The organism is Lentzea xinjiangensis, assembly GCF_900110955.1.
GTDB classification, from domain to species: Bacteria; Actinomycetota; Actinomycetes; order Mycobacteriales; family Pseudonocardiaceae; genus Lentzea; species Lentzea xinjiangensis.
The window spans coordinates 413,703-429,796 of the sequence record NZ_FOFR01000002.1; the positions used below are offsets into that span (position 1 = coordinate 413,703).

Annotated in this window: 11 protein-coding genes and 1 tRNA gene; 6 read left to right on the top strand and 6 right to left on the bottom strand. The window is 70.2% G+C overall.

The features are described from left to right. Window positions 1-34 precede the first annotated feature (34 nt). Complete coding sequence (locus BMW88_RS07390) at window positions 35-682, bottom strand: response regulator (RefSeq protein WP_030467690.1); 648 nt, start codon at window positions 680-682, stop codon at window positions 35-37. Window positions 683-1,122: 440 nt separating this feature from the next. Between BMW88_RS07390 and BMW88_RS07395 the strand changes: the two genes are divergently transcribed. Then, window positions 1,123-4,320 (top strand): penicillin acylase family protein, encoded by a 3,198-nt coding sequence (locus tag BMW88_RS07395; protein ID WP_089949833.1) that lies wholly within the window; start codon window positions 1,123-1,125, stop codon window positions 4,318-4,320. A 54-nt stretch (window positions 4,321-4,374) separates the two neighbouring features. On the opposite strand, the gene BMW88_RS07400 is transcribed toward BMW88_RS07395, so the two are convergent. After that, window positions 4,375-5,115: an FkbM family methyltransferase gene (locus BMW88_RS07400; RefSeq protein WP_089949834.1), complete on the bottom strand. Its 741-nt coding sequence runs from the start codon at window positions 5,113-5,115 to the stop codon at window positions 4,375-4,377. A 10-nt stretch (window positions 5,116-5,125) separates the two neighbouring features. After that, on the bottom strand, window positions 5,126-5,977 hold the full coding sequence (locus tag BMW88_RS07405; protein ID WP_245777619.1) for a hypothetical protein: 852 nt from the start codon (window positions 5,975-5,977) through the stop codon (window positions 5,126-5,128). A 196-nt stretch (window positions 5,978-6,173) separates the two neighbouring features. Here BMW88_RS07405 and BMW88_RS07410 point away from each other — a divergent pair. Further along, a tRNA-Arg gene (locus tag BMW88_RS07410) sits at window positions 6,174-6,249 on the top strand. A 237-nt stretch (window positions 6,250-6,486) separates the two neighbouring features. Here the strand turns inward: BMW88_RS07410 and BMW88_RS07415 are convergent. Both BMW88_RS07415 and BMW88_RS07420 read right to left on the bottom strand, forming a co-directional pair. After that, complete coding sequence (locus tag BMW88_RS07415) at window positions 6,487-6,960, bottom strand: hypothetical protein (RefSeq protein ID WP_089949836.1); 474 nt, start codon at window positions 6,958-6,960, stop codon at window positions 6,487-6,489. 20 nt (window positions 6,961-6,980) lie between these two features. Next, the gene (locus BMW88_RS07420; protein WP_342714973.1) at window positions 6,981-7,511 is read right to left on the bottom strand and encodes a GNAT family N-acetyltransferase; all 531 of its coding nucleotides are present in this window, start codon (window positions 7,509-7,511) and stop codon (window positions 6,981-6,983) included. Here BMW88_RS07420 and BMW88_RS07425 point away from each other — a divergent pair. The 4 genes from BMW88_RS07425 (at window position 7,480) to BMW88_RS07440 (ending at window position 13,982) form a co-directional block, all read left to right on the top strand. Next, the gene (locus tag BMW88_RS07425) at window positions 7,480-8,421 is read left to right on the top strand and encodes a nucleoside hydrolase (RefSeq protein WP_089949837.1); all 942 of its coding nucleotides are present in this window, start codon (window positions 7,480-7,482) and stop codon (window positions 8,419-8,421) included. The genes BMW88_RS07420 and BMW88_RS07425 overlap by 32 nt on opposite strands. A 46-nt stretch (window positions 8,422-8,467) precedes the next feature. After that, the gene (locus BMW88_RS07430) at window positions 8,468-9,367 is read left to right on the top strand and encodes an LCP family protein (RefSeq protein WP_089949838.1); all 900 of its coding nucleotides are present in this window, start codon (window positions 8,468-8,470) and stop codon (window positions 9,365-9,367) included. A gap of 252 nt (window positions 9,368-9,619) precedes the next feature. Then, window positions 9,620-13,429: an nSTAND1 domain-containing NTPase gene (locus BMW88_RS07435; protein ID WP_089949839.1), complete on the top strand. Its 3,810-nt coding sequence runs from the start codon at window positions 9,620-9,622 to the stop codon at window positions 13,427-13,429. Window positions 13,430-13,484: 55 nt separating this feature from the next. Beyond that, complete coding sequence (locus BMW88_RS07440) at window positions 13,485-13,982, top strand: DUF2165 domain-containing protein (protein WP_089949840.1); 498 nt, start codon at window positions 13,485-13,487, stop codon at window positions 13,980-13,982. On the opposite strand, the gene BMW88_RS07445 is transcribed toward BMW88_RS07440, so the two are convergent. Then, the gene (locus BMW88_RS07445) at window positions 13,957-16,011 is read right to left on the bottom strand and encodes a bifunctional diguanylate cyclase/phosphodiesterase (protein ID WP_143115998.1); all 2,055 of its coding nucleotides are present in this window, start codon (window positions 16,009-16,011) and stop codon (window positions 13,957-13,959) included. The genes BMW88_RS07440 and BMW88_RS07445 overlap by 26 nt on opposite strands. Window positions 16,012-16,094: the final 83 nt, after the last annotated feature.

Consider the following 16,094-nt stretch of genomic DNA (forward strand, 5'->3'; position numbering starts at 1 on the left):
TTCAGGCGGCCAGGGCTGCCGGTGGCCGGGGGTCCTAGGCGATCAGGCCGCCGCGGTAGGCCACCAGCGCGGCCTGCACGCGGTTGACCGCGCCGATCTTGCCGAGCACGGACGAGACGTAGCCCTTCACCGTCGCCTCCGACAGGTGCAGGGTGCCGCCGATCTCCGCGTTGGACATGCCCTGCCCGATCAGCACGAGCACCTCGCGCTCGCGTTCGGACAGGCTCTGGAGGAGCCTCCGCGCCGGCTCGGCCATCCGCTCACCGTCCGCGACGGCCGCGAGGACGCGCGCCGCGACACCGGGGTCGAGCACCGCGCCTCCGCGCGCGAGGTCGCGCACGGCCTTGACGAGCTGTTCCGGCTCGGTGTCCTTGAGCAGGAAGCCCGCCGCACCCAGCCGCAGCGCTTCCGAGACGTACTCGTCGACGTCGAACGTGGTCAGGATGCAGACCCTCGGCGGGTCGGGCAGGGTTCGCAGCCGCCGCAGCGCCACGAGCCCGTCCGAGGTGCGCATCCGGATGTCGAGCAGGACCACGTGAGGACGGTGCTGGCGCGCCAGGTCGGCTACCAGGTGCCCGTCATCGCATTCCGCGACGACCTCGATGTCCCCGACGCTGCTCAGGATCATGCGAAGGCCGGAGCGGACGAGGTCCTCGTCGTCGGCCAGCAGAACCTTGATCACGACGCCTCCCGCATTGGCGTTCCGCGCTCCCACATGTTCGTGATCTTCGCGTACAACCGCCGAAGGTCACGTTAATTCTCCGTTATCTCATCATGTGGTAACGGTTTTTCCAGATGGCCGCCGACGTTCACAGTTACCGGAATAGGACGCCGACGTCGCTGCGTAAGCGCACCTGAGACAGGTGGGGCGGCCTGACGGAACTCTCCGTGACCAAACGCGAAATCTCACTGGATGGAATGGCGTACCAGAAACACTCATACAGGCTCGGCAATCCGATTCAGTCGTTGATCATTTGGAGCTGCACGACCTCTCACCGTGTTGCGGAATCGATGCAGGACCCACGGGGACGAGATGAAAACGCGAAGCTCTTTCGTGATAGCTCTGCCTGAAAGTAACGTGCATCACAACTGCCTGCCCTGCACGGAGAGGAGCTTCGCGCGATGCGGAGAGCCAATCCGGTGACGACGCTGCTGGCGACCGCCGCCGTCACCGCCTCCCTCATGATCGTTCCGACCGCTCGGGCCGAGGAACCGCGGGCGGCGGCGTTCGCCGCCGACGACCACTGCCTCGGCCAGTGCGGCGACATCCTGCCGCCCGGCAACAACGGCAACGCGACCCTGGCCGAGATCCTCGCCCACAAGGCGCTCGGCACCAGGCCCGCCCACTCGGCCGACCAGCTCGGCAAGTACGACGGCCTGGTCGCGGGCCACGGCGGGCTGACCAACGCCCAGCTCGCGGACTTCTTCAACGACGCGTCGTTCGGCGTGCCGTCCGACCAGGTGGAGAGCACCGTCCGGCCGCGCTCGGACGTGACGATCGTGCGGGACAAGAAGATCGGGATGCCGCACATCACCGGCACCACGCGGTCCGGCACGATGTTCGGCGCTGGCTACGCGGCCGCGCAGGACCGGCTGTGGCTGATGGACCTGTTCCGCCACCTCGGCCGCGGCCAGCTCACCGGGTTCGCCGGTGGCGCTCCCGCGAACCGGGTGCTGGAGCAGAGCTTCTTCAACCAGATCCCGTACACCGAGGCGGACCTGCAGAAGCAGATCGACACCGCGGTCGCGAAGGGCGGCGAGCGCGGCCGGCAGGCGCTGGCCGACGTCAACGACTACATCTCCGGCATCAACGCCTACCTGACGCGGTCGGTCTCGGCGCGGAACTTCCCCGGCGAGTACGTGCTGACCGGGCACGCCGACGCGATCACGAACTGGAACGACATCCAGCCGTTCAAGGCGACCGACATGGTGGCGATCGCCTCCGTCGTGGGCGGCCTGTTCGGCGCCGGCGGTGGCGGCGAGGTGCAGTCCGCGCTGGTGAGGCTGGCGGCGCAGAACAGGTACGGCGCCGCCGTCGGCGAGCAGGTGTGGCAGGCGTTCCGGGCGCAGAACGACCCCGAGGCCGTCCTGACCCTCCACAACGGACAGTCCTTCCCCTACGCGGCCTCCCCCGCCTCCCCCCAGGGCGTGGCCCTTCCCGACGCCGGCAGCATCACGCCGGAACGGATGGTCTACGACGAGGTGGGCGGCACCGGCGCCGCGGTCGCCGTGCCGGCCGCCGAGGACGTCGCCAAGGCCCGCGGCATCTTCGAGGATGGCGTCCTGCCCGCCGACCTGCTGAACAAGAAGCACGGCATGTCCAACGCGCTGGCCGTGTCCGGCGCCCACACCGACAGCGGGAACCCGATCGCCGTGTGGGGTCCGCAGACCGGTTACTTCGCGCCGCAGTTGTTGCTGCTGCAGGAGCTCAACGGTCCCGGCATCCGCTCCCGCGGCGTCGCGTTCGCGGGCGTCTCGATGTACGTGCAGCTCGGCCGGGGCGTCGACTACTCGTGGAGCGCGACCTCGTCGGCCCACGACATCATCGACACCTACGCCGTGGAGCTGTGCAACCCGGACGGTTCCGCGCCCACGAAAGCTTCTTCGCACTACCTGTTCCACGGCGCGTGCCTGCCGATGGAACGCCTCGAACGCAAGAACGCGTGGAAGCCGACAGTCGCGGACGGCACACCCGCCGGTTCGTACACGTTGGTGATGTGGCGGACGAAGTACGGCCTGGTGTCGAGCCGTGCGACCGTGGGCGGCAAAGTCGTGGCGTACACGACGTTGCGCTCGACGTACATGCACGAGGTCGACTCGATCATCGGCTTCCAGGAGCTCAACGACCCGTCCGCGATCCGGTCGGCGACCGACTTCCAGCGCGCCGCCGACAAGATCGGCTACGCGTTCAACTGGTTCTACGTCGACTCCCGCGACACCGCGTACTTCAACTCGGGCCTCAACCCGGTGCGCCGTTCCACTGTGGACCCGAACCTGCCGGTGTGGGGCCGCGCGGAGTACGAGTGGGTCGGCTGGAACGGCGACGAGAACACCGCGTCGTACATGCCGTTCGCCGGGCACCCGAACTCCGTCAACCAGGACTACTACATCTCGTGGAACAACAAGCAGGCCCGTGACTTCACGTTCGGCGGGTTCGGCCACAGCGCCGTGCACCGCGGCGACCTGCTCGACGACCGCGTCCGCGCGTTGATCGCTTCAGGGCAGAAGGTGACGCGTGCGTCGTTGACCCGCGTGATGGCCGAGGCCGCTGTCGCCGACCTGCGCGCCGAGCAGGTGCTGCCCGAGCTGCTGCGGGTGGTGGAGTCCGCGCCGGTCGACGCCTCCCTGGCCCCGGCCGTGCAGAAGCTGCGGGACTGGCAGCGTTCCGGCTCGTTGCGCAAGGAGACCGCGAAGGGCAGCAAGACCTACGCCCACGCCGAAGCGATCCGGATTCTGGATGCCTGGTGGCCGCTCCTGGTGCGGGCCCAGTTCGCCCCGTCGCTGGGTGACGGCCTCTACAACGCCCTGGTCGGCGCGATCCAGGTCGACGAGGCCCCGTCCGACGCGCACGGCGCAGCGCCGCACAAGGGTTCCTCGTTCCAATACGGCTGGTGGGGCTACGTGGACAAGGACCTGCGCAGGGTCCTCGGCGACCCCGTCCAGGGCGCCTTCCCGCAGACCTACTGCGGCGGCGGCACCCTGTCCGGCTGCCGGACCGCGCTGTCCGACTCGTTGAGGGCGGCGGTGGCCAAGTCCCCCACCGAGGTCTACCCCGGTGACGCCGACTGCGCCGCGGGCGACCAGTGGTGCGCGGACACGATCATCCACCGCGCCATGGGCGGCATCACCCACGAGAAGGTCCACTGGCAGAACCGCCCCACCTACCAGCAGGTCGTGCAGTTCCCGTCCGGCCGTGGCCAGAACATCGCGAACCTGGCCGCGGGCCGCACGGCCTCGGCGTCGTCGCACGAAACGGGCTGGAACACCCTCCCGCCGTCACACGTGCTGGACGGCGACCCGTCGTCCCGCTGGGCGAGCGACTGGAGCGACCACCAGTGGATCCAGGTCGACCTCGGCTCCGTGCAACGGGTCGGTCGCGCTGTGTTGCGCTGGGAGTCGGCGTTCGCCGGCGGCTACCGCATCGAGGTTTCCGATGACGGCGCGAGCTGGCGCCACGTTTTCTCGACAAGTGCTGGCGATGGCGGCGACGATGTCGTAGCGTTCACGCAACAGGACGCGAGATACCTCCGGATGACGGGTACCCAGCGGGCCACCCGGTACGGATACTCCCTGTACGAGCTTGAGGTCTACAGCTTGTAGGCCTTCGAGATGAGGACGCCGATCCACCCCCAGGGGTCGGCGTCCTCCACTTCCTCACCGCGCCCGGAACAGGTAGTTCCGCGTCGTCTCACCGACACCGCCGGCCGGCACCCACTCGTTGCCCCGCCAGGTGCTCATCCCGTACCCGCGTTCGGTGAGGAAGTCGGCGACGTCCTGCGCCCGATAGCCGAACCGCTCGACGTGCCGTTCCTCGATCTCCAGCAGGAACGCGGGCTTGAAGCGCTCGATGGTCTTCACGGCGCCTTCGAGCACCCGCAGCTCGGCCCCCTCGACGTCGGCCTTGACGAAGTCGAGCCGCGTGATCCCGTTGTCCTCGACGAAGTGGTCCAGCGTGTCCGTCTTGACCAGCACGTCCAAGTGCTGGTCGAACTCCTCGTTCGACCCCAGCCCGTCAGCACCGGCCGTGAGGAACGACCGCCCGGTGACCGGACTGCCGTGCCGCACCGGCACGCTCATGACCTCACGCCCCTGCTCCTCGGCCCCCAGGGCGACCGAGTGCCGCCTGATGTTGCGCCCCTCCCGCGGCCGCAGCACGTACGACAGCGCAGGATGCGCGAACACCAGCGGCTCGACGCTGTGGACAGTCCCTTGTGGACCGACAAGCCGCGACAGGGTCACCGTGTACAACCCCAGCGCGGCCCCGACGTCGACACAGACGTCCCCGGGCTTGACGATCTTGCGGAGCCCGATCAGCTCCGCCTCGGCATAGGGCGTGAGCCGGGCGAGCGCCCGCAACCCGGCAACCACCGCGGCACTGCGAAGTTCGGTCAGCACCTGATCAAGACTAGACGTGTCCGTTCGCGCGGTGCCCGTTCGCGTGCGGTTCGCCCGCCGGCAACCCGATCTGGTCGGCGAACTCCGCCGCCACCCCGGACCCCCCGTACACGCTCAACGCCTTGGCCAGGTGCAACCGCAGGTCCCGCCGATGCGCGTCCTCCAGCTCGGGCAGCGCCTTCTCGACACTGCTGACCAGCGACTCGGCCCAGTGCTTGGTCGGCTCGAGCTGAGCGATCTTCACCAGCTCGGCGAGGTGCCCGGACAGCTTGACGGCCTCCTCGACCTGGTACCCGTTGCGCTGCAACCACCAGATCGTCGCCGTGCCGACGTCCGTCAGCACCTCGTCCCGCAGGTACCGGATCTCAGCCCGTTCGACGTCCCGCTCAGCCAGCTTGAACGTGGAGTTCCGCAGCAGCTCGACGTGCTTGCGAGCCATCTCCAGGTCGTCCTCGTTCACCGCGACCTTCACCTGCTCCGCCCGAGCCCACACGTGCGTCCCGGGCACCTGCCGTTCGGCGGCGAGCTCATCCCCCAGCTGCACCTGCAAGGCGGCGTGGTGCAGCAACATCACCTTGGAGCTGATCTCCTTGGCCCGCTGCAGAACGTGGTGGATGGCCGCGCTCTTCGGCGAGTTGTGCCGCAACCCGGTGGCCAGGTCGAGCCGCCAGACAACCGTGAGCCGGAGCTGGAAGTCCAACCCGTACACCGCACTGGGCAGCGGCGTCTCGAACTCCTGCTGATGAGTGCTGGCCGGCGGCACGAAGGTGAAGTCGTCGGCACTCCTGGGCACCCGCCGCCGCCACCAGGCCTTGACGGTGCCGAGCGGTCCAGGACGGAAGTCGGGCCACGGTCTGCTCACGCCCCTTGCGTACCTGACGTTTCTCCACAAAAGAAGGTGGCCTGCCTCACTTCCCCCCAACGGCCGCAGGTGTCTCCGCCGACCCCTCACCGTGCGTGAGCAGGTGGACCTTGTGCTCGCGGCTTCGTGCTGGTCCGAGGTTGGGAGGGGGCGCTGGTCAAGTCGGTGGCGGGGCCCCGGTAGACTGCTGTCGCCAGCCCTAGTAGCTCAGGGGATAGAGCATCGGTTTCCTAAACCGTGTGTCGCAGGTTCGAATCCTGCCTGGGGCACCACCTTTCGCCGGGTGAAACTAAGGCCTCTGACCTGCGTATACCGGTCAGAGGCCTTAGTCTTTGGTCGATCTCTTCGCCCATTCGTGGGCTAAAGATGGTGCGAGTTCTGCGCGAGGAGCCCACCCCTCGCGAGCGCCGCCACGCTGGCGATCACCACCTCCGAAAGTGGTGACGAGGTTCGTGATGGCCAGCCACCTCGGTGGCTGACCATCAACCAGTCCGGCTGCGTGAAACGCCCTACGCCCGTCCCTGCCGGACGAAGGCGATGTACGGCTCGTAGGCCGAGAGATCCCGGTGCGGCTCGTAGGTGCTGAGGTAGTAGTAGTCGGCCACGATGTTGGCCTGCTGTTCGGTGTTGAAGTCGGCGAACGTCTTGCCGCGCAGGCCTTCCGGGCCGCCGTAGTCGTAGAGGCTCTTGTTGAAGAACCCGGCCAGGGCGGTGGGGAGCAGGGCGAGCACGCTGCGGCCGTGCTGGTACTGGTAGGCGTGGGTCAGCTCGTGCACCAGCCAGCGCTCGTACCTCGCCTGGTTCTGCGGGCTGGTCAGGACGCCCTTGGGGAAGGTGACGAGCCTGGGCAACGTGCGGGCCACGCCGAAACTGCCCAGCAAGCCGCCTTCGGCCAGGCGGAGGGCGCTGATGTCCAGCGCGTCGCCGAACACCTCGCGGGCTATCTCGGCCTCGCGTGACTCCAGACCTCGGCGGAACACCACGACACGATGGTAGGCGCGTCCTACGCCGTGCGGCGGTAGCGGACTTCTTCTAGCTCTGTGGTGCCTGCGGTCTCGGTTCGTGCGGCGCCGTCGGTGCGGAAGCCGAGGCGCTCGTAGAAGCGCCGGGCGCGGGTGTTCGACTCCAGGGCCCAGACGATCACGTCCCGCTGGCCGGCCAGGGCCGCCTGCATCAGGCCGAAGCCCAGGCCCGTTCCCCACGCCGAGGACAGCACGTAGATCGCGTACAGCTCGAAGGCCGCGTCGTCGCGGGACGGGCCGGCGGAGGCGAAGCCCGTCACGGTGTCGTCGGCCAGGGCCACCCACACTCCGCCGGACGGGATGGCGCGTTCCCACATCGACGTGCGTGCTTCCACGGAGAGAGTGGACAGCACCGAGTCCGGGATCAGGCCGCGGTAGGCGGTCTGCCACGTTCGCACGTGCACGGAGGCAACTGCGGGTGCGTCGGAGACAACCGCGGGACGGATCGTCATGTCATCCCCCAATGGCATGATCGGGTGCATGCGCATCATCGTCGACGCGGATCCCGGCATCGATGACGCCCTTGCTTTGTACTACCTGCGAGCGCACGCCGACACCGAAATAGTCGCCATCGGCACGGTCCACGGCAACGTGCCGGTCGAGCAGGCCACGGCCAACGCGCTGAGGCTCGTGGAACGGCTGGGCCTCGGCGTTCCCGTCGCGATGGGGGCCGCCAGGCCGCTCGCGCAGCCGCTCATGACCGCCGAGGACGTGCACGGGCAGGACGGGCTCGGCGGGTGCGCGGGGGACGAGCCGGCCACCACCTGCACGGGGCGGAGTGCGGCCGAGCAGCTCGCGGCCAGGGCGCGGGAGGAACCGGGCGAGCTGAGCCTGCTCGCCATCGGGCCGCTCACCAACGTCGCGCTGGCGTTGCAGATCGAGCCGCGGCTGCCGCGGCTGCTGGACAAGGTCGTGGTGATGGGTGGCGCGCTCACCGTGCCGGGCAACATCACCTCGTACGCCGAGGCCAACTTCTGGCACGACCCGGAGGCGGCGGACCTCGTCCTGCAGGCGGGCTTCGAGGACCTCACGATCGTCGGGCTCGACGTCACGATGGCGAGCCACGTGCCCGGTGAGTGGCTGGAAGCGCTCCCCCTGGACAGCTACCCGCGGAAGTTCCTGCGGTTCTACGCGGACTTCTACGAGAGCTTCCTGGGCAAGCCGGGGTTCGTGCCGCACGACCCGCTGGCCGCGGCGATCATGCTCTACCCCGGTCTCGCCACGTACCGGGAGGACCGGTTCGCCATCGAGCTCACCGGGCGGTACACGCGGGGCGCGCTGGTGGCCGACCGGCGGTTCCTGGCGGAGGGGAGCCCGTTCGGGCGGGACATCGCGACCGAACGCACGAAGGCGAAGTACGCCGTCACCGCGCGGCACGACGTCTTCCTGGACCGACTGAGGCGCGCTGTGACACAACCATGACGATCCACCGACGTGATCCGGACAAAGAGCCGGGACCGTCGGGGGTATGAACGTCCACTTGAAACGATGGCTCGCGGTGTCGGGGGCGGCCGTGGTCATCACGGCGGGCGTCGTGGCCGGGGGTTCGTACTGGCGGCTGGAGAGCAACCTCACGACCGTCGACCTCTCCGAGGAGATCAGCCACCCCAGGCCTCCGTCGACGCCTGGCCGCCCCCTCAACGTCCTCCTGCTCGGCAAGGACGACGGGCGGTCGGACACCGCCATGGTCGTGCAGCTCAACGCCCGCGGCGACCAGGCCCGCGTGGTCAGCATCCCGCGCGACACGATGGTCCCCCGGCCGCGGTGCGGGGACGAGCCGGCCGCCGCCATCGCCATGTTCAACAGCGCCTTCTCCACGGGTGGTGCCGCGTGCGCGGTGGCGACGGTCGAGCAGATGAGCGGCATCCGGATCGACCACTTCGTGCAGATCGACTTCGCCGGGTTCCGCGACGTGGTCGACCGGCTCGGCGGCATCGCGATCACGCTGCCGGAGGCGATCGACGACGACCGCAGCGGGCTGCACGTGCCGGCGGGACCGACGACGCTCGACGGAACGCAGGCGCTCGCTTTCGTCCGCACGCGGTACAGCATCGGCGACGGCAGCGACCTGAACCGCATCAAGAACCAGCAGCTCTTCCTGCGGGCGTTGAGCGAGAAATTCGCGAACGAGAACTGGCTCGCCAGTCCGCAGAAAACGCTGGCACTCGCCGACGTGTTGACCAGGTCGATCGTGACGGACACCGGAATCGGGTCGATCGCGAAATTGGCGGACCTCGCGGGAAAGCTCACCGCGCTGACACCGGGCTCGATCACCTACGTGACGCTGCCGACCGAGGCCTACCCGCCCGATCCCAACCGGGTCCAGCCCAGGCAACCGGAGGCGGACGCCCTGTGGCGGGTGGGCTGACCTAGCAGGCGGCGCCCTGCCACTCGCTCGGCCCTGGCCACGGCTGAGGAGACCCCCAGCGCTCCTCAGCCGTGGAAGTGCTTCCCCCGTTGGTCGCTACCACTGCGCACGGTCTCCCGTCTTCGTGAAGGACTTGGGGTCGAGGCTGTCGGACCATCTCGTTAGGGTGGGGTTCGGACGACCTGTCCGGCGCGTGCGCCGCAGCTCAGACGGGTGGTCCACGTTTTCCGGTCCGGACGAGGTGGAGGCCGCTTGGGACCCCGTGGCGTCTTCGCGGAGCGCTTCGCGCTGCTCTACGCGGAGGCAGGTGACCCGCCCCTGAAGCGGGTCACGGAGTCGGTCACTCGTGCCCGCCGGACGGACGAGCAGGGCAGACCCGTGCGCGTGCCGGCGCAGCGGGTGAGCGACTGGCGCCGCGGCCGCAACGTGCCCGCGCGGTTCAGCGGGCTGAGCGCGGTGCTGGAGATCCTCGTCGGCGAAGCCAGGAAGAGGAAGCCCCAGGCCGCGGTCGACGGCCTTTACGACCTCCAGGCGTGGCGCGCCCTCTGGGAAGAGGCGCTCGCCAGTCCCGTCACCGATTCCGGGACACCGGTCCAGGACGACGGCACGGTTTGCCCGTACATGGGGCTGAGCGCTTTCGGGCCGCAGGACGCCAATTGGTTCTTCGGCCGGGAAAGGGCCACGAAAGCGCTTCTCGACCGGCTGCGGGAAAACGGGATCACCGTGCTCGTCGGCGCTTCGGGGGCCGGCAAGTCGAGTTTGGTGAAAGCGGGGGTGCTGCCCAGGCTGAGCAAGGAGGCCGTGGTCTTCTCGCCCGGCACCGATCCGTTGAAGGAGCTCTCGCTGCGGGTGCCGGAGCTGGCGCAGGCGCTGGAGGCGGCGGCCGGCTCGGAGGTGGTGGTCGACCTCGCCCACGAGGTGCGGGTCGCCGTCGGCGACCGGGTGGTGGTCGTCGACCAGTTCGAGGAGGCGTTCACGCTCGGCGGCGACGAGGACCGGCTGCGGGTCTTCGTGCAGGCCCTGCACGCCGCGGCGGGCACGACAGCGGTCGTGCTCGGCGTGCGGGCCGACTTCTACGCGCGCTGCCTCGACTTCCCCGAGCTCGCCGAGGCGCTGCAGAACCGGCAGATGGTGCTCGGCGCGATGTCGGCGGCCGAGGTGCGCGACGCCGTGGCGAACCCGGCCAGGGCGGCGGGCCTCCAGCTCGAACCGGGCCTCGTCGACCTCATGCTGCGCGATCTGGGCGCGCACAACCGCCGCGGCAAGGACGCCTACGACGCGGGCGCGTTGCCGCTGCTCAGCCACGCCCTGCTGGTCACGTGGCAACGCCGGCAGGCGGGCCGGCTCACGATCGCGGGCTACCGGGCGGCCGGCGGCATCCAGGGCGCCGTCGCCACGACCGCCGAACGGGCCTGGTCCGACCTGGACGAGCCCGCGAGGGCGGCCGCGAAGCAACTGCTCCTGCGCCTCGTCCGGGTCGGCGACGACACGCAGGACACCCGCCGCAGGTCGAGCCGCCACAGCCTGCTCGAGCTCAGCACGAACCTGCCCGCCACCGAACGCGCGCTCGAGGTGCTCACCAGCGCCCGGCTGATCACGGCGGACGCGGGCAGCGTCGAGATCACGCACGAGGCGTTGCTGCACGCCTGGCCCCGGCTGCGGAGCTGGATCGACGAGGACCGCGCGGGCAACCTGGCCCGGCAGCGGCTGGAGGAGGACGCGGCGACGTGGGCCGCGAGCGAGCGCGACTCGTCGTTGCTCTACCGCGGCGCACGGCTGGAGGGCGCGCGGCAGCAGCAGGTCACCTCGCTCGCGAAGGACTTCATCAACGCCTCGGAGCGCCAGCACCGCAAGAGCGTCTGGCTGCGCCGCAGCGCGGTCTCCCTGGTGGTGATCTTCGCGTTGATCGCCGCGACCGCCGCGGTGATCGCGGTGCGGCAGCGCGACGACGCGGTGTTCCGCCAGGTCGTGGCCGAGGCGGACCGGCTGGCCGACACCGACCCGTCGGTGGCCGCGCGGCTGCTGCTGGCCGCCCACCGCATGCGGGCCGACGACCTCGACGTGAAGTCCCGGCTGCTCGCCATTCAGCAGACGCCGTTGGCCGTACCGCTGAACGGGCACACCGGCGCGGTGTACCTGACGTCGTTCACCAAGGACGGCACAGTCCTCGCGACCGCGAGCTACGACCGCACAGCGCGCCTGTGGGACGTGCGCGACCGCTCGAACCCCCGGCCGCTCGCGGTGCTCACCGGCCACGCCGGCTGGCTCAGCTCGGCGGTGTTCTCGCCCGACGACAGGCTGCTCGCCACCACCGGCGAGGACAGGACGATCCGCCTGTGGGACGTCACCGACCGCGCGAACCCCCGGCACCTCAAGACCGTCGAGACCGGCAACGGCACGAGCTACCTGCTGGAGTTCAGCCCCGACGGCAGGACCCTCGCCGCGGCGAACGAGGACAAGACCGCACGGCTGTGGGACGTGAGCGATCCCGCGAACCCCGCGCCGGTCGGCGCACCACTGAGCGGCGCCGGCGCGGCGGTGCGCACGCTCGCCTTCGCGCCGGACGGCAAGACGCTCGCCACGGCGGGCGACGACCGGGTCATCCGGCTCTGGGACGTCGCCGCCAGGACCACGATCGGCAAGCCGATGACCGGCCACACCGACGGCCTGCACTCGGTGGCGTTCAGCCCGGACGGCAAGCTCCTCGCGTCCGGGAGCGACGACACCACCGTGCGGTTGTGGAACCCCGCGACGCAGGAACCGGTCGACGACGCGCTCATCGGCCACACCGGCGGGGTGTGGTCGGTGAAGTTCAGCCCCGACGGCCGGATGCTCGCCTCCGGCGCGGGCGACGGGACGGCGCGGTTGTGGAACCTCAGCGATCCGGCCGCCGTGAGCCAGATCGGCAAGCCGCTCGCGGCGCCCAGCGGCGGCGTGTTCGCCGTCGGCTTCACCCCGGACGGCCGCGCGCTGGCGACCGGCGCGGGCGAGAACTCGGTGCGGCTGTGGTCCTTGCCGCAGAACATGGTGCCGATCAGCCCGACGAACGTGGGCGCGCCGGCGGTCAGCGCGGACGGCAAGCTGCTCGTGACGGGGTACGGCGACCGGACCGCGCGGATCTGGGACTTCGCGGGCATCGGGGCGCTCCAGCCCCTCGGCACGGTGGTGATCGGTCCCGAGCAGACCTACTCGAGGCCCAGGCTCCGGCCCGACGGCGCGGTCCTCGCCACCATCACCGCGGACAAGACGTTGCGGTTGTGGGACACCAGCGACCCCGCCCGCGTCACGCCGCTGGGGCAGCCGATCGTGCTCGGCACGCGGTTCGCCTCCCCGGTCGGGTTCTCCCCCGACGGCAGGACGCTGGTCACCGGGGACGACGACAAGTCGGTGCGGTTGTGGGACGTCACCGACCCCGCGCGGCCCGTCCCGCTCGGCGCTCCGCTGACCGGCCACGACGGCTACGTCAACGACGTGGCGTTCAGCCCGGACGGCAGGACACTGGTCACCGTGAGCAGCGACCGCACGTTCCGGCTGTGGGACCTGGCCGACCGCGCCAAGCCGCGGTTGCTCGGCACGCCGATGACGGACCACCGGGAGCCCGTGCAGCGCGCCGTCTTCACACCGGACGGGAAGACGCTGATCACCGGCGGCACCGACAAGGCCATCCGCCTCTTCGACGTGCGCGACCGGGAGCGGCCGGTGCCGCTGAGCGTGCTCACCGGACACACCCAGCAGGTCTACTCCCTGTCGGTGGCGCCGGACGGCAGAACGCTCGCGAGCGGCAGCGCCGACAAGACGTTCCGCCTGTGGGACATCGGCGATCCCGCCGAGGCCGCCCCGCTGAGCCAGCAGATGACCCTAGCCTCCGGCGCCGAGCCGAGCGTCCACTTCGGATCGGACAGCCGGGTGCTCCTGACCGCGGCGGCCGACGGCGTGCTGCGCCTGTGGGACCTCGACGTCGCGCACGAAGCCGAGCGCATCTGCGCCACCACGAGAGGAGCGCTCACCGAGGAGCTGTGGCGCACCCGCCTGCCCCAGGTCGAGTTCGAGGACCCTTGCTGACGGGTGCGGGCAATCAGGCCTCGAAGCTCGCGCACCATCGGTTACTGTCCGCGCCATGCGTCTTCTTGCTCGGGTCGGCAGCTTGCGCGCGGTCGTCGCGGTGACCGTCGGGTTCATCGCTCTCAACATGCTCATCGTGGTGTTCGGCAACATCACCGATTACGGCACGAACGAGGCGTTCGTGCGGCACGTCCTCGCCATGGACACCACGTTCGGCGAAGGTCTGAAGTGGCGGGCGATCACCAGTCCCGCGGTCGTCACGCTCGTCTACGTCCTGATCATCGCGTGGGAGGCGGTCTCCGCGGTTCTGCTGACCGCGGGCACCATCGCCTACCTGCGCGGCCGGGAGGACAGCGCGCGCAGCCTCGCGTCCGCCGGTCTGCTGATGGTCGTGGCGCTGTTCCTCGGCGGGTTCATGACGATCGGCGGCGAGTGGTTCGCGATGTGGCAGTCGCAGGACTGGAACGGCATCCCGGCCGCGCTGCGCATGGTGACCGTCGCGGGCTTCGCGCTGGTCCTCGTGCACCTCACCCCGCGCCGGGCCACCGCGTAGCCGGCCGCTCGCAGAACACCGGCCCGACGCCCGCGTCGGCGCCCAGCTCCTTCCACCAGTCACGTTGCTCAGCGTCCTCGATCGCGTCGACCACCACGAGCCCACCGGCCTCGTGCACGAACCCGATGAGGTCGCTGAGCACGTGCGAGACCAGCTCGTCCGGCTCGCGGGACCGCCCCTGCACCCGCACGGCCCGCACGCCGAGCGACCGCACCAGCTCGATCTCCGCCGTCGAGCCGCTGAAGTCGCGGGCGCCGATGTGGATGCCCATCTCGGAGATGAGCTGGAGGTTGTCGGCGGCCTCGCCGTCCTCGGACGCGAGCACGTGCATCGGGAAGCCCAGCAGCAACCGCTCCGCCCTCAGCCCGGTGTCCGCGAGCACCCTCCGCACGTCGCGCACGAGGTCCGGGCTGTTCGCGAGGCTCGCGGTCAGGCACACCGCGAGCAGCTCGTCGTGGCCGGTGGCGGCCTCCGCGGCCCGGTGCAGCATCCACTCGCCGAGCGGCAGCATCAGCCCGGTGTTCTCGGCCATCGACACGCACTTCCCGTGCGGGATCAGCCCGGCGTCCCGGTGCCGCCAGCTCAGCTCGGCCTCGACGCACACGCGCGCCGACCCGTCCAGCCTCATGACCGGGGCGAACACGACCTCGATGTCGCCGCTCTCCCACGCGCCGGGCATGACGGCGGCGAGCGCCAGGTCCTCCCGCTCCCGCTTGTCCTGCGTGGCGTCGTGCAGCCCCCACTGCCGGCGGCCGGTCCGCTTGGCCCGCCGCAACGTCATGTCCGACGTCCTGAGCACCTCGGCCGGGTGGTCGCCGGGGTGCAACCTCGGCAGCACGCCGATCGTCGCCGACACGGCCACGCCGTGGTCGCCGAAGTAGACCGGCTCGGCCAGTTCGTGCTCGATCGCCCTGATCGTCGTGCCGACGTCCGGGGTGTCCGGCCCGTTCTCGACCAGCACGGCGAACTCGTCGCCCTCCAGCCGCGCGACCATCGCCTTCTCGCGGGAGAACACCGACGAGAGCCGTTCCGCGACCAGCCGGAGGACTCCGTCGCCGACCTCCCGCCCGAGGCCGTCGGTGATCACCGCGAACGCGTCCAGGTCGAGGTGGTAGAGGGTCACGCCGTGCTCGACATCGCTGTGCAGCAACGACTCCAGCCGCGTGGTGAGGTACTGCCGGTTCGGCAGCCCGGTTAACGCGTCGTGCAGCGACTGGTACTGCAACCGCCCGCCGAGCAGGGTGAGCTGGCTGTCGTCCTCGATCAGCACGACGTGTCGCAGGGGTTTGTCGTCGGCGTCCTTCTGCACGGTGGCGGCGAGCAGGACGCGGAAGTGCTCGCCGTCGCGGTCGATCAGCCTGGGCCGTTCCTCGACCCTGCGCAGCCGCCCGTGGCACAGGCTCGCCAGCGCGTCCTCGATGAGCGGTAAGTCGGCCGGCGCGATCAGGTCGCCGAGCGTCATGCCCGCCACGTCGTCTCTGCGCAGGATCGTGCACAACGCCTCGTTGGCCCGCTCCAGCTCACCGTCGAGGCTCACCATCGCGATCCCGGTCGACGAGTGCGCGAAGACGTCCTCGAACCGCTCCTCGCTGGCCTGGAGGTCGAGCTGCACGGCCCGGTTCGCGAGGAACAGCGCCTGGCTGACGCTCTGCTGCTGCTCCAGCACGAACGCCTGGATGGCCCCGGTGTACGCCGCCGACAGCGCCCCGATGACCAGGGCGGCCCGCTCCGCGTCGGCCCCTTCCGCGGCGACGAAGCGCGCCAGCACGGCAACGGACCTGATCAGGCTCTCCGCGCCGACGCAGTGCATCTCCACCAGCCGCCGGCCGGCCTTGCCCGCCGTGGCCGGGTCCCCGGCCACCGCCTCGGCCACGACGTTCAGCAGCTCGCGCAGCTCCTCGGTCAGCTTCGCGGCCGAGAACGGGATGCACGCGGTGCCGCTGACCTGGACCGCCCAGTCGTGCGCCAGTTCGTCACGTCTCCGAGAACGCGACGATCCCGCGTCGTCCTGGCTCGGCACTCGATCCACCTGACCTGCTCGGCGAGCAACGGTCCGGAAGCCTACCGGCGGCAACCCGGACCGTCCCGATGCGCGACGACGTTCGCCCCATC

Coding starts and splice junctions, on each gene's coding strand:
- BMW88_RS07395 (WP_089949833.1), top strand. CDS start 1,123: ATGCGGAGAGCCAATCCGGTGACGACGCTGCTGGCGACCGCCGCCGTC.
- BMW88_RS07425 (WP_089949837.1), top strand. CDS start 7,480: ATGCGCATCATCGTCGACGCGGATCCCGGCATCGATGACGCCCTTGCT.
- BMW88_RS07420 (WP_342714973.1), bottom strand. CDS start 7,511: ATGCCGGGATCCGCGTCGACGATGATGCGCATGCACCCGATCATGCCA.
- BMW88_RS07430 (WP_089949838.1), top strand. CDS start 8,468: ATGAACGTCCACTTGAAACGATGGCTCGCGGTGTCGGGGGCGGCCGTG.
- BMW88_RS07440 (WP_089949840.1), top strand. CDS start 13,485: ATGCGTCTTCTTGCTCGGGTCGGCAGCTTGCGCGCGGTCGTCGCGGTG.